This window comes from Streptomyces sp. NPDC058674, from assembly GCF_042716505.1.
Lineage (GTDB): Bacteria > Actinomycetota > Actinomycetes > Streptomycetales > Streptomycetaceae > Streptomyces.
The window spans coordinates 33,077-45,566 of record NZ_JBHXSC010000026.1; the positions used below are offsets into that span (position 1 = coordinate 33,077).

12 protein-coding genes are annotated in these 12,490 nt (G+C 67.3%); 6 read left to right on the plus strand and 6 right to left on the minus strand.

Going from position 1 to position 12,490, the window contains the following annotated elements; all coding sequences use genetic code 11:
• The first annotated feature begins 209 nt into the window (after nucleotides 1-209).
• Nucleotides 210-794 (plus strand): DinB family protein, encoded by a 585-nt coding sequence (locus ACFWU6_RS16050; RefSeq protein ID WP_383981526.1) that lies wholly within the window; start codon nucleotides 210-212, stop codon nucleotides 792-794.
• A 30-nt stretch (nucleotides 795-824) separates the two neighbouring features.
• On the opposite strand, the gene mobF is transcribed toward ACFWU6_RS16050, so the two are convergent.
• A complete protein-coding gene (gene mobF / locus ACFWU6_RS16055) occupies nucleotides 825-2,048 on the minus strand; it encodes a MobF family relaxase (protein WP_383981528.1) in 1,224 nt (407 codons plus the stop codon).
• Nucleotides 2,049-2,340: 292 nt separating this feature from the next.
• On the opposite strand from mobF, the gene ACFWU6_RS16060 reads away from it, so the two are divergent.
• Both ACFWU6_RS16060 and ACFWU6_RS16065 read left to right on the plus strand, forming a co-directional pair.
• Nucleotides 2,341-2,646: a hypothetical protein gene (locus tag ACFWU6_RS16060; RefSeq protein ID WP_383981530.1), complete on the plus strand. Its 306-nt coding sequence runs from the start codon at nucleotides 2,341-2,343 to the stop codon at nucleotides 2,644-2,646.
• A 9-nt stretch (nucleotides 2,647-2,655) separates the two neighbouring features.
• A complete protein-coding gene (locus tag ACFWU6_RS16065; protein ID WP_383981532.1) occupies nucleotides 2,656-3,510 on the plus strand; it encodes a hypothetical protein in 855 nt (284 codons plus the stop codon).
• 25 nt (nucleotides 3,511-3,535) lie between these two features.
• Here ACFWU6_RS16065 and ACFWU6_RS16070 read toward each other — a convergent pair whose 3' ends face one another.
• The 4 genes from ACFWU6_RS16070 to ACFWU6_RS16085 all read right to left on the minus strand — a co-directional run bounded on the left by ACFWU6_RS16070 (nucleotide 3,536) and on the right by ACFWU6_RS16085 (nucleotide 7,185).
• Nucleotides 3,536-4,717, minus strand: coding sequence for a ParB/RepB/Spo0J family partition protein (locus tag ACFWU6_RS16070; RefSeq protein ID WP_383981534.1), 1,182 nt, complete (start codon nucleotides 4,715-4,717; stop codon nucleotides 3,536-3,538).
• Entirely contained in the window at nucleotides 4,714-5,898 is a 1,185-nt protein-coding gene (locus tag ACFWU6_RS16075) for a ParA family protein (protein ID WP_383981536.1), read from the minus strand. The genes ACFWU6_RS16070 and ACFWU6_RS16075 overlap by 4 nt, the downstream gene beginning before the upstream one ends.
• 882 nt (nucleotides 5,899-6,780) lie before the next feature.
• Nucleotides 6,781-7,014, minus strand: a complete 234-nt coding sequence (locus tag ACFWU6_RS16080) for a hypothetical protein (protein ID WP_383981538.1) — start codon at nucleotides 7,012-7,014, stop codon at nucleotides 6,781-6,783.
• 36 nt (nucleotides 7,015-7,050) lie between these two features.
• Complete coding sequence (locus ACFWU6_RS16085; protein ID WP_383981540.1) at nucleotides 7,051-7,185, minus strand: hypothetical protein; 135 nt, start codon at nucleotides 7,183-7,185, stop codon at nucleotides 7,051-7,053.
• A 146-nt stretch (nucleotides 7,186-7,331) separates the two neighbouring features.
• Between ACFWU6_RS16085 and ACFWU6_RS16090 the strand changes: the two genes are divergently transcribed.
• The 3 genes from ACFWU6_RS16090 (at nucleotide 7,332) to ACFWU6_RS16100 (ending at nucleotide 10,320) form a co-directional block, all read left to right on the plus strand.
• The gene (locus ACFWU6_RS16090; protein ID WP_383981542.1) at nucleotides 7,332-7,934 is read left to right on the plus strand and encodes a hypothetical protein; all 603 of its coding nucleotides are present in this window, start codon (nucleotides 7,332-7,334) and stop codon (nucleotides 7,932-7,934) included.
• A 514-nt stretch (nucleotides 7,935-8,448) separates the two neighbouring features.
• Nucleotides 8,449-9,642 carry a hypothetical protein gene (locus ACFWU6_RS16095; RefSeq protein WP_383981544.1) on the plus strand — a complete coding sequence of 398 codons (1,194 nt, stop codon included), beginning with the start codon at nucleotides 8,449-8,451 and terminating at the stop codon, nucleotides 9,640-9,642.
• A gap of 96 nt (nucleotides 9,643-9,738) precedes the next feature.
• Complete coding sequence (locus ACFWU6_RS16100; RefSeq protein ID WP_383981546.1) at nucleotides 9,739-10,320, plus strand: AAA family ATPase; 582 nt, start codon at nucleotides 9,739-9,741, stop codon at nucleotides 10,318-10,320.
• A 1,129-nt stretch (nucleotides 10,321-11,449) separates the two neighbouring features.
• Here ACFWU6_RS16100 and ACFWU6_RS16105 read toward each other — a convergent pair.
• Entirely contained in the window at nucleotides 11,450-12,448 is a 999-nt protein-coding gene (locus tag ACFWU6_RS16105; RefSeq protein WP_383981548.1) for an S-4TM family putative pore-forming effector, read from the minus strand.
• Nucleotides 12,449-12,490 lie beyond the last annotated feature (42 nt).

A 12,490-nucleotide genomic window follows, 5' to 3' on the forward strand; every position in this document is an offset into this window, starting at 1 on the left:
CTGGTCTTTTGCGGGAGTCTCAGTTGCGGGACACGGCCCTTCTGTCTCACCTCCATGTCCCTTTTAGAGGTGCCTCACGTGGCAAGTTTCGCGAGCTTCTTGTAGCAGTTCAGGGCGGTGGCCATGGCCGGGCCCTCGGCTCTGCCAGTCGTTGCGGACCATGTACGGGATCTTGAGACCACGAGCAGCCCATGGCAGGCTCATGCCGCATGATCGATGAATTCGCGAAGGACAATCTGCACGGGAGACTGCGGCGGGACCGCGAGGCGCTGCTCTGGAAACTCGACGGCTTGTCCGAATACGACGCGCGCCGGCCTCTGACGGCGACCGGGACCAACCTCCTCGGCCTGGTCAAACACGTGGCCACGGTCGAGGCCAGGTACTTCGGTGAGGTCTTTGACCGCCCTTCCCCGGAACCGCTGCCCCGGTGGCAGGACTCCGACGGCAGCGATCAATGGGCGGCCGAGAACGAGACCCACGATCAGATCATCGGGTTCTACCGGCGCACGTGGGAACACTCGGACGCGACGATCAACGAGCTTCCCCTCGACGCCCCCGGCCACGTGCCGTGGTGGCCGGAGCCTTATGCCGACACGAACCTGTTCGCCATCCTGGTCCATGTCCTCGGCGAGTCCATCCGGCATGCCGGGCACGCCGATATCCTGCGCGAGGGCCTCGACGGCCGGACCGGGTTGCGCGCCGAACACGAGAAGCAGATCGACGAGGAAGCCCGTGCAGCCTACTGCGCGAAGATCGAGCAGGCCGCCAGGTCGGCCGCACCAATCAAGGCGTAGTCATGGTGCGTTGACGGGCAGGGGGACGCTTCACAAGATGTGGCGCAGGCGTTCGGATTCTTCGGGGCGAACTCCGAGTCGATCGGCCAGAGGAAGAACCGCCCGGGCCACACTCTGCCCGAATTCGGTGAGCTGCATGGACCGGCCTTTGGATGCGCGTTCCACGAGTCGACCGCCGAGGTCCGCCTCCAGTTTCTTGAAGGAATTGTTGACCGCGGTCCGGCTGAGCCCGTGTTCGTCGCAGGCGGTGGCGAACATCGGGTAGCTGGCGACACGTAGGAAGATTCTCAGTCGGCGGAGGTGGTAGTTGTTGCTCAGCACCGGCTGAAGCAGGGGGTCGGCGTCGCCGAAGTCGTCAGCAGGGAAGCTGAAGCGTCGATTGCCCTTGGGGCCGGCGGGGCGAGTGAGCTTGTGGGTGCGGAGCCATCGCATGACCACGGTGAAGCTCACCTCGGCGTCGTTGGCAATGTCCGTAATAGTGCGGTTGAGCTCGATGTATTGGGTGCGGAGCCATTCCGGATCGACTTTTCCACCGGGGCAGTGGTTGTGGCGAGGCAGGCCGTACTCGTTCACGAGCGGGGAAACGTCTCGGGGGTGGAGTCCCCGGAACCTACACGACCCCCACTTCCCGTCCAGGCGCTGCCCCTTCACGGACAGCAGCAGATGGTCATGGAGCAGCGGCATCCCGGAGCGTGCCTCGTAGTGGCGGAAGCGCGCGGCGACCACACCGCCGGGCGGCCGGACCCGGCAGATGCCGTCCTTGCCGTACCGGATCACCGCCACCTCGTCCTCGATCCACTCCAGCACCCGTGCGATCGCCCGCTCGTGCGCGGCCTCGATCACCAGCCGGGTCTCCTCACCCCCCAGCGCCCACAGGAGGTAGATCGTCGGCTGCGGCCGGAAGACGAAGTCGACACCCGTGACCATCACCCGGCGACCGAGGGCGCCGGCCTTGAACGCCTTCTTCGGGGAGGCGCCCGCGACGAGCCGGTCGGCCTCGATCCGGTCCGCGTACGGGTGCCGGCCCCGCTCGCCGAACAGGTTCCGCAGCTGGCTCTCGGTGACTTCCTCACCCGGCGCGAGTCCGAGCACGGCCAGGCCGCGGCCCATCCATCGCCCGGCCGGGACGCCAGCCTGCTCTTGGGCCTCGTGCATCGGCGTGCGCGCAGGGCGGCGGCCGTCGCCGACGACGGTCTGGCGCAGGTAGTAGCGGTACATCTGACCGGCCTTGATAACCCTGATATCCGCTGTCATGGAGACCACAGCACACGGCTCTGACCTGCAAGAAAAGGCCGATCAGCGGGACGTCCCGCCAGACGGGAGGAGCGACCGAACTTTCTTCTCAGGTGCCCGCCAGGCGGGAAGCGGCCTCGGGCCGGACGCGAATGTCATCGCTCTCCGGCAGCCCTCACACCACAGCTCGGACAACACCATCCAGCACCACTGAGCAGCATTCAGCACCACGGAACGAACACCACCAACGAGCACCGCCTACAGCAGCTCCCGGCAACCGGGGGCTTCGTCGTGCTGCCCGGAGGAGACCACCGTGCCCACCTTCGAAACCCTCCCCCGATTTACCACCGACCTCCAACACCTCACCCCTGCCCAGCGCCGGCGCTTCCGCCGCGTCGTCCTGGACGCCTTCGTCCCCGACCTCCGTGCCGACCGGCCCTTCCGGCCCGGGTTACGGATCAAGCGAGTCAGCGGCTTCTGCGGCATCTACGAGCTCACCTGGTCCATGGGCACCGGCCCCGCGGGACGCGCCACCTGGACGTACGGACCCGAACGCCGCCCCGGCGTGTTGACTGAACTAACTTCTACGTTTTCGCAGGTCAGATGGGTTGTCTGTTAGCTTCTCGGCATGCTTGATCACAGCGGTCCCGGGAGGGATCTGAGGAGCTTCGCCCTGCCCGAATCCGGTCAGCTGCTGGCGACGGGAGACGTCTGGGAGCCGTACCGGTTGGTCGATCAGCATGGTCTGCGGGTCGAGCCGGTCGCCGTGTACTTCAAGGACCTGCTCGCGGCGGACACCCCGGCAACCACGCTGCGGTCGTACGGCAACGACCTGCTGCGGTGGTGGCGGTTCCTGTGGGCGCTCGACATCGAGTGGGACCGGGCCGTCCGGGAAGACGCACGGGATTTCATGCTCTGGATGCATCTGGCCGGCAAGCCGGTGCGCGTGCACTGGCGGCGTCGTGACACACCCACGGGCGACGGCCGGCCTGCTCTCAAGGCCGCCCCGGCAGCCCCCGTCCCGGGATCTCCGAACCCGGTGACCGGGAAACCCACCATCGGGACGAAGTACGCCGCGAGCACCCGGGCCCACTGCGAGACGGTGCTGCGGACCTTCTACGACTTCCACCTCGCGAGCAACTCCGGCTCGCTGTTGATGACGTACTCCTCGAACTCCGAAGGCCCCAGCGACCAGACGGCCTCCATCGACCGCAGCGCCTGGACCCGCGCCTGCTCCGCGAGCCGGGCCTTCTCCGCCTCGGCCTCACGGCGCCCGGCGCGCACCAGCGTCCCCGTTACTCCCCCTGCGGCCAGGATCGCTAAGACCACCAGCAGCACCGTTCCCGTTCCCGTTCCCATCTTCTGCCTCTCCCGCTGGATCCGACTGTCCGTGCTCTACAGCTCCCCAACCGTGCACAGATCCATCCAGACGAAGGGACCGGACTCTCCATCGAGTCCGGCCCCTTCGAAAGGTGCTGCTTGAGCAGTTCGCTTGATCTGTGTGTCGATCAGATGGCGTTCAGGTCGGCCGCCACCGCAGCGAGGATCGAGGCAAGTTGGAGGCGCCCCTCCTTGGGGAGGCTTCGCGCGAGGTCAGCGACCAGTGCCTCCTTGCTCCCGCTGCGCTCGACATAGCGATGCAGGAGTCGCGTCCGCTGCTCCTCGTCCATGGCCGCGAGGACGATGTCCATGACGGCGTTGCCGTCGTGCCACGGCATGGGGGGAATGGGAGCGGCCGCCAGATGGGCCGACGGATCTTCTGCAGTGATAACGGCGTTATCACCCGGCAGCGACTCGGGGCTCTGATCCTCGGCCTTGGAACTGCTAACGCCGTTAGCACCTACCACTCTGACCGACTCGGGTTCCTCGGGTTCCGGAGTGCTAACGGCGTTAGCACCGAGACGGCCATCAGGGGTGCTAACGGCGTTAGCACCCTGGTTGCTCTGCTTGCGTCGTTTGGTTTCAGCCCTCTTGGCCATCGCTTCTTCAGCGGCGCTCTGCTGCTGCTGTGCGGGGAGCTGCCCCACGTTGCGAGCGATCTCGACCGGCAGGGTGCGGTCCTCGACGGCTTCCTGGAGTTCCGGGGTGAGCTTGAGCAGTGCGATGCGCTGGGTGACCCACGGGCTGGACTTGCCCAGAGCGCGCGCGACGGCTCGCTGGGATCCGTGGACACCAACAAGGCGTTGGAGGGCCTTCGCTTCGTCGAGCGGGTCGAGGTTCTCATGTTGGACGGCCGCGATGAGGGCTGTCTCGAGGAGGGTGTCGGCGTCCTGTGCAAGGGAGTCGTCGATGTGGACGGGAACGTCGTCCAGCCCGGCGAGGTTCGCGGCTGCCAGACGCCGGTTGCCATCGACGACGACGTAAGTGGCCTGGCCGATCCGGCCCTCATGGTCAGGGTGTGCTGCGAGAAAAGCCTGTCGTGTTACGACGGCGAGGGGCTGGATGACGCCTCGGGAGGTCAGGCTGTCGGCCAGATCTTCGACCGACTTCAGTTCCTCACGCGGGTTGTAGGGGTTGTGCGCGAGAGCATCCAGCGCAACTCGCGGCGTCCCTGCCGAGGCGGTGGTCGCCGGCTCTGCGGCGGGACCATCCTGGCCTGAGAAGCGGGCGAAGGAAGCCGCGCGGCTGCTCATGGGCTGGGCTACCGCGTTGAAGGTGGGGGAGTCCCCCAGCATGTCTGCCTTGCTCATGCTGTCTTCACTCCTCGGGCGATCTGCCGCATCTGGTGGGACTGTTCGCAGTCGGGCGCGTAGTCCAGGAGCGCGCGCTGCTTGCGGACGGCTTCGCGCTGTTCCTTGACGTCGGGGACTACGGCGAGGACCGGGGGAGTGCCGAGCGACTTCCACTTGTCCAGGGAGGACGTCGCGATGTAGCCGCGGCGGCTGTCGAACTTGTTGACGACGAGACCGAGCTGCTCGATCTCGATGTCGAAGTCGCGGGAGAGGGAGTCGATCTGCTGGATGAGCATTCCGTATGCCTGGGCGGAGGTGTCCTCTGCTTCGACGGGGATGATTAGGCCGGAGGAGCCGGGCTTCTCTCCGTCGCGCTGGCGGCCGTAGTTGAGGGCCGCGTCCATGGCCAGTCCGAGGCTGGGGGGCGAGTCGACGACGATGACGTCGAAGTGCTCTTCGAGGGGGGCGAGTGCCCGCTCGAGTGCGGCTTCGCGTGGTCCGCGGAAGACGGTGAGGCCCGAGTCGAGGAGGAACGCGTCGAAGGCTGCGGGCAGGATCCGCAGGCGGCCGCCGAAGCGGTCACCGCTTATGGCGATTGTCAGGTTGAGCAACGACTGCTTGGCCTGCTCGCGGTGCAGCATGTGCGTGATGAGGCTTTCCTCGCCGGCGGGGATGGCGGTGAGGCCCAGCTGGTGGGTGAGGTGGCCCTGGGGGTCGTAGTCAACGAGGAGGACTCGCAGTCCGCCGATCGCCGCGGAGGCCGCGGCGCCGGTGGCGGACGGGTCTTCAGCGAGTGCTTCGGCGAGGCCGGCGGAGACGGCCGTCTTGCCGACGCCGCCCTTCTGGTTGCAGACGATGATCCGCCGGGTGGTCTTCTGTTCCTCTGCGGGGTTGTCGGCGAGCCAGAGGACGACTGACTGGGCGAGTCCCTGGATGTAGGAGACGCCTCGTTCGCGGCAGTCGGTCTTGAAGTCCTCGTAGAGGCCCTCGGGAAGGTAGGTGCCGAACGAGTCGGCTCCGGCGGTGTTGATGGCGGGGAGCTCGTCCGAGTGGTCTCGCCAGGCCTGGATACCGGCGGCGACCGCGTCCTGCATATCGGTCTGGAGCTGCGCTGCACGGACCTTGAGTGCTTGCTGGAGGTGAGCGGGCAGCTTGGAGACGAGCTTCTCCCGCTCAGCTCCCGAGTTCGGAGATGACATGGACGGCAGCATACTGCCGCGGCCTGCATTACTGGAGATCCAATAGGGGCGTTTTGCTAATTTCTCACGGCAGTTCCTACTCCAGCGCTAACGGTGTTAGCACTGGAGCGGTGTGCTAACGCCGTTAGCACCCCTCAACTGACGGCTGAATCCCGCCGATAGGGCAGAAGCATGGCAGCGGCGTGTACCTCAAGAGACACGTCGGTCGCACCGCCTGCACTCCCCCTCGCAACAGAAGGGAGATGGGCGTCATGAAGTACTTCGAGGTGGATGTCCCCATACACAGCACCGAGCCACCCGGCCTGCGCGGCGTGCACGTCTTCACCGGCCGGGCCGACAACGAGAACGCCGCCGTCCAGGCCGCGCACGAGGTCTACGACATGGCGCGCACCGCGCGGGAGGGCCGGGCGGGAGATTCCGCAGGCTCAGCTCGTACAGCGACGTCTCTTCCAGCCAGGCAGCATCCTGCCCGCCGTTCAGGACGGCGATGGCGAGCAGTGCGCGCAGACGCTGCTGAGGTCGGGTGCATTGATCTAGACCAAGTTGTCCTCACGTGCTGTTCCGCGTGCGGCGGCTGCAGGTGACTCGCCGGTAAATGCACTTCGGTCGGCGGCCAGAGTCCGGTGATGTGAGTGAGGCACAGAGATTTCCCGTGCTGCCCGGTCAGCGGGACGGGACCGTGATGCGGTCGCCGAAGTTGGAGCGAAGTGGGCGCACCACACCCTCTGTGGGTGATGGCGGGTTCCGGGAAACGGCCTCACCCGTCCAGGCCTTCGCGGACCGCTGTGAGGCTAGCGGGTCGTGAGAGGGAGCCACCGCGACCGCCCCGGCACCCGGCGGTCCGGGGTCGGGGCGACACGGAGGGCTCTCAGCGCGGGGAGATCAGCTGGCGGTCCCGATGGCGTCCCGCAGGTGGGTGAGCGCCTTCAAGTCCTCGCTGGCGTCGGTCAGGTTGCCGAGGTTGGAACTGGCGAGGAGGTCGCGGGTGCGCTCGACCAGGTCGATGAAGTCGGTCGCGGACGGGGTGCGCGGCGTCGTCTCCTCCAGAAGGTGAGCGAGGTCCGAGACGAAGCAGCTGATGAGGGCGGGGAAGGTGTCGACGGTCTGGACGGGCATGGAGTTCTCCTCGTGGTGTCGGTGGGACGCGGCCGGTCAGAACTCGAACTGAATGGTGATGGAGGTGCGGTGGTCGCCGTAATCGCGGCGGGGGTCGTGGACGGTGCGGCGGCGCGCGGCAAGGCCGGCGGCCCCGCCCTCCGGCGGGACCGCCGCCGGGACATACCGCACTCCTTACACCGAGGGCGTCCCCTCCCCCAAAGCCGCCGTATCCCCCGCGGGCGCCCGCCGGTGCTCGCGCATGGCACCGGTCCTCATCACCGTCCTGGCCATCGCCCTCGTCGTCTGTATGGCGGCCATTGCCGCTGATCGCCGGCATGAACAAGAACAAGGGCACCATTGCCGCCCCGAACACACCTGCCCCCTCCCGGACGTCCTCCGCGCCGGTGACCGAAGCGCATCCGTCGTCGCCCGTGCCGGCTCCCCAGACCTCCACCGGCCCGGCCGCGACTCACGCACCTACCGGTACCTCACCCGCCCCAGGCGACAACGACGATCCGCGCCGCGCCCTGGACAAGCACCTCACCGGCGTCTACGAGATCACCCTCAGCGACGGCAACACACTCGACATCGACACCCGGTCCCTCAACGCCCCCAACCGGCAGGACAACGAACTCCTCCTCCAGTACGGCACCCTCCTGACCACCACCGACGCCCTCGGCCAGCCCTTGAACCAGGACGTCAGGCTGGGAGTGATCGACGACAAGGGCGTGCCACGGTGCGCGCAGCGAGCCCGCCTGGTCCGCCCGCAGGACATCGGCCTGGACTTCCTGCAGGACAGGGCCGATGTCAGCTTGTGCGTGTTCACCAGCCAGAAAGGATGGGCCGTCCTGCAGCCGTCCGCCGATCAGGCCGCCGATCAGGCCGCCAACGGCAGGGTCCCCACTGAGATCAATTTCCGGGTCGGCTTCGTGAAGTGACCGCTCCGTACACGCCCGGGGTCGACCGAGACGTCACAAAGAACGAACGGGCATGCGAATACAGCAACACGCTGCTGACGGGCTTCCGCCCGGGGTCTGGTTCCTGCTTTGCGTCCTGATGTCCCGGTCGGTGGACGGGCCTCTTCCTGATGGGCGCTGGGGGGTGGGGGGTGGGGGAGTGGCTGTAGCAGGGGAGGGTGCCGGAGGGGTTTCGTGGGGCGGCCGGGTACTGGTGGGCAGGGTGCGCCATCGCGCGGCGGGGGAAGCTTCTGCGGGTAGCGGCAGGTCATTTATCCGAACTGCGGACTTTTCGCCGGTGCGGGCATCACACTGACGCCAGTACATGCACCGGGAGCCGGAGGTCATAACGGTGGGGGACATAGCAAGGCAGGGAGCCGGGCAGGGCGAGGCGGATGCCATCACGGTTTTCGCCCGCCAGCTGAAGGCTTCATTCGGACGGACAGGCTGCACGACGAGCCAGTTCGAAGGGCGTCACGGTTACTCCAATGGGGCGGTGACCAAGTACAGCGACGGTCAGATCGTGCCGCCTGCGGAGTACATCGACCATCTGGTGCACGAGCTCCGCGAGCGTTCCACCTTCCAGCCGGATGCCGAGACGAGTCTGTATCGCGACTACGGCGAGCTGCTGGACCACCTCGCCTCCCGCCCGCGCTCGCATCCGATGCACCGTCTCATGCGCGCCGTGTTCGTCTCCCAGCAGCACCTGCGCGGTATGACACAGGAACACAGCTCGGTCGTCCGGGAGATGGGGCATGCCCAGCAGGACCTCAAGGACGCCATCCGCGACCGGGACCGCGAACGGGAGCTGCGCCTGCGCGCACGGGTGGAGCAGTTGCGGGAGAGGGAGAACGAACTGGCTCTGCGCCGAAAGCACCACTTGGCGCGCCTGGACGAGGCCCGCGGCGAACTCGCCCGTTACGACACCGGCCAGCAGACCGCTCACGGCTCTGACCTGCGCACTGTTCATACGCACCTCCCGCAGGAGCCGCCCGGAACATCCCTCTCGCCCCGCCAGGCCCTTCACCCGGCAGGCCAGGGCAGCCCGCGCCGCGATCCGCGCGCTCACCCTCCCGGGGCCGCGGGCACGACACCACGCGCGTGGTTCCTGATCGGCCTGATCATCGTGATCGGCGTGCTGATCGGCGGGTTCACCGTGCTGGCCGGTGTCCTGAAGGACAACGACGACGGCAAGACACCGGCCCCGGACTCCTCCACCACCACGGCGAACCCGCAGCCCACGGCCAGCCGCCAGCCGTCCGTCCAGCCCTCACCCGAACAGAATCCGCTCACCGCCCTGGACAAGCACCTCACCGATATCTTCGAGATCACCGTCGGAGACGGCAACACCCTCGACGTCGAGGGCCAGCGCCTGGACGCCCCCGGCGCCGTGGCCGAGTTCCGCCTCGACTTCGGCCGCCTCTTCTTCGAGACGACCACCAGGAACGTCGCCCAGAACATCCGCATCGGATGGATCGACAACCGTGACGTCCCCGTGTGCGAGAACCGGGCACGACTCGAAGCCAGGAAGGTCCTGCACCTGTCCAACGGAGACCACCAGACGCAGAGCGTGTGCGTCCTCACCAGCAGCGGCAAGTGGGCCCTGCTCCAGGTCGCCGAGGCCAAACCCTCCAACGCCGGCATAGGAATCGGCGACGTCCGCTTCCGCGTCGGCTACCTCAAGAACTAGGGCGTGTGTTGAAGTGGATCAAGCGGTCGCCGACTCGGCGAATCAGGGGCAGCACGTACCCTCAAGGCCCTGATCGTTTGCGCTTGAAGGAGTCGTATGAGCTTGGATCTGGTGCCCGTCGACCGCGAGCCGGCCGCGGGGGCTGTCCTGCTGACCGGCATCCCCGGGAGTGGGAAGTCGACGGTGGCCGCTGCGCTGGCCGGCCGGTTCCGGATGTCGGCTCATATCGAGGTGGATGCACTCCAGCAGATGATCGTCAGCGGTGGGCAATGGCCCTCACCGGCCGCGAACGCGGAAGCCGACCGGCAGATTTTGCTGCGGGCCCGCAACGCGTGCCTTCTGGCGGACAGCTTCGCGCGGGCCGGTTTCATCCCGGTGCTCGATGATGTCGTGGTCCGTCGTTCCCACCTTGACTTCTACCGCACGACGCTGGCGGCCGTGCCGCTCCACATAGTCATCCTGGCTCCCGGCCCGGCAGAGGCGTGGCGGCGCAACCAGGATCGTGAGAAGGTCCTGGCCACGAACTGGTCGCCACTGGATGAGGCGATGCGCTCCGAGCTCGGGCAGCAGGGAATCTGGATCGACAATGCTGCGCAGACGGTTGAAGAGACGGTCGAAGCGATCCTGTCTGTGACCGGTCTGGTGTCCAGTTCTGAAGTCGATCAGCCTCTGCGATGATCACCCGGTGGCGCGTGGAGATTTGACAGATACCCAGTGGTCCGGCTGGCGCCGTTGTTGCCCGGGGGCAAGAAGCGGGGACGTCCACCGATATGGACGAGACGGCAGCTGATCGACGGCATACGGTTTCGGACCCGCACCGGCGTCGCCATTGGAGTCGCGCACCGCCCTGCCGACATCAGGGTCTTCCTTGCCGCCGGCCTGGAGAGTGCCGAGGACGTGGATCTGACCGATCCTGACTTCGTGGAGTGGAGGGGAGCAGGCCCCGAAGCGTGGGAGCCGACGCCTTAGCCAGCGGCTCCCAGACAGGCTGGCCGGCCTCGCTGGAGGCGCGGCCAGCCTGCAGGGTCGGCGTTGTACCCGGTCAGTCCTTCTCTGCGCTGGGGTGCATGGAGTTAAGCCCGAGGAGCAGGACCAGGGCCGAGTCCACGGTCCCGCCCGCGGTCTGTACGGGAAAGCGCCCTCGGCCGCCGCTTGGAGCAGCACCTCGAAGTCACTGGGGGTGAGGACGCCGGTGGTCACCACGCCGATGCGGATGGCGGTGTCGTCGTGCAGGTGCTCCATGGCCTTGCGCAGGTCTCCGACGGCAGCGCCCGGTGGAGAACGCCCTGGCCGTCCCGCCGGATCCGGTAGTCGAACTCGAAGGTGTGGCGGCCGACGTGATCGGCGTACAGCAGGCACGACGCCGGATCGGACGGGATGTTCTCGGTGTCCCGCAGTGCAGCCCGGCAGGGCGATCAGCTCACGTGCTCCGAGCCGCCAGCGCAGCCACCATTCGTCTTCGCCTGCGGTCTGCGCGAGGGCGTAGTGCCACTCGCCGTCGTATCCCACTTGCAGGTCGCACCAGGTGAAGTCGTCCAGCATATTGGCGCCGTACTCGAGGTCGGCCAGGAGCCGGAACTCCTCCACCGTGAACGAGGTGGCCACCGCACATGAGCTACACACGCGGCCACACGCGACCCGGTGTTGCTTGCCCGCGCCGGCTCCGTAGCAGAGCCGGGGAATACATTCTGACGATCCGCCGCCATCCACGACAGGGCGCACCGGTAGTGCAACACGGCGCGCACCACAACGGTTCACGCTCCCCAAAAAAAGGACGGGAGCACACGATCACCGGGCGCCGCCGCTCCTACGGGGTGACGGCCAGCTGGTCCAGTTCCTGTATCGCCCGCACGAAGTCCGTGCGGTCCGAAGTCTGGAACCGCTTGAAGAACCACTTGGGTACCCGGGCCTGCCGCAGCCGGGTGAGCAGCAGGGTGTCCTGGACTTGCCGGGCCAGATGCAGGAGCGCAGGAGCTTCTTCGGCGGGACTGCCCCGGCGGATGTACGCGCGTAGCTCGTGCATCAGCACGGCCTGGGCATGCTCCCGGGCGCTGGCGGTCTCCCGTTGGGAGGCTGCGGTGTCCACGCCCAGCAGCAGGAGGCCCAACGACGGGACGAACCAGTGCAGCAGCATCTCGGTGACCGTCATCGCCCGCGCCAGACCGAGTCCGATGCCCGCCACGCTCCACAACGCCAACCCGCCAGACACCGCGGCGGCGTAACGCCGCCGGATCCGGGCCCCCCAACCCAAGTTCTGCATCTGGCAGGCCAGCACATCAAGCGGTCGGGGGAGCACAGTGACCTCGTAGAAGTAATCCTCCAGCAGCGACTCCGCCCCCGTGTACCGGCGGGCCGCCCGGCTCACCTCCTGCGGCGCGAGCTCCTCCCCACCGGCGACGACGGTGTTCCAGGAAATACACAAAAGCCGTACATCGAACATCTCCTGGAAGAGCGCCGCACGACGCATCTCCCGCGCTCCCCATACACGGGCCCCCGCGGTGTAAGCCAAAGCCCACACGAGCCCCAGCAGCATGGCCGGCCTCTGCAGCGCACTCACGAAGACCCCAGCCACGCCCAGACCCGCCAGCAGGACAGAGATAGCCATGTGCAAAGAGGCCAGCCTCATTGCACGGCGGTGTGCCACCGACGCCGCCTGCAGAATGCGCAGCAGGTCCGGATCATTCTGCCGAGTGAAGATCGACGTGCTCCCTGCCCCCACAGCCACCCCCGAGCGACGCGCGGTCCGGTCGACGCCAACGACGCCCCGGCCACACGGAAAGTCATGCCCCCTTCCCGCAGGGGCCATGCGCACACCCCGGACGTAGCCCCGCGGAATCCCAGCCTCACC

Coding starts and splice junctions, on each gene's coding strand:
- ACFWU6_RS16065 (WP_383981532.1), top strand. CDS start 2,656: ATGCTTGATCACAGCGGTCCCGGGAGGGATCTGAGGAGCTTCGCCCTG.
- ACFWU6_RS16070 (WP_383981534.1), bottom strand. CDS start 4,717: ATGAGCAAGGCAGACATGCTGGGGGACTCCCCCACCTTCAACGCGGTA.
- ACFWU6_RS16090 (WP_383981542.1), top strand. CDS start 7,332: ATGAACAAGAACAAGGGCACCATTGCCGCCCCGAACACACCTGCCCCC.
- ACFWU6_RS16075 (WP_383981536.1), bottom strand. CDS start 5,898: ATGTCATCTCCGAACTCGGGAGCTGAGCGGGAGAAGCTCGTCTCCAAG.
- mobF (WP_383981528.1), bottom strand. CDS start 2,048: ATGACAGCGGATATCAGGGTTATCAAGGCCGGTCAGATGTACCGCTAC.
- ACFWU6_RS16105 (WP_383981548.1), bottom strand. CDS start 12,448: ATGGCCCCTGCGGGAAGGGGGCATGACTTTCCGTGTGGCCGGGGCGTC.
- ACFWU6_RS16050 (WP_383981526.1), top strand. CDS start 210: ATGATCGATGAATTCGCGAAGGACAATCTGCACGGGAGACTGCGGCGG.
- ACFWU6_RS16080 (WP_383981538.1), bottom strand. CDS start 7,014: ATGCCCGTCCAGACCGTCGACACCTTCCCCGCCCTCATCAGCTGCTTC.
- ACFWU6_RS16100 (WP_383981546.1), top strand. CDS start 9,739: ATGAGCTTGGATCTGGTGCCCGTCGACCGCGAGCCGGCCGCGGGGGCT.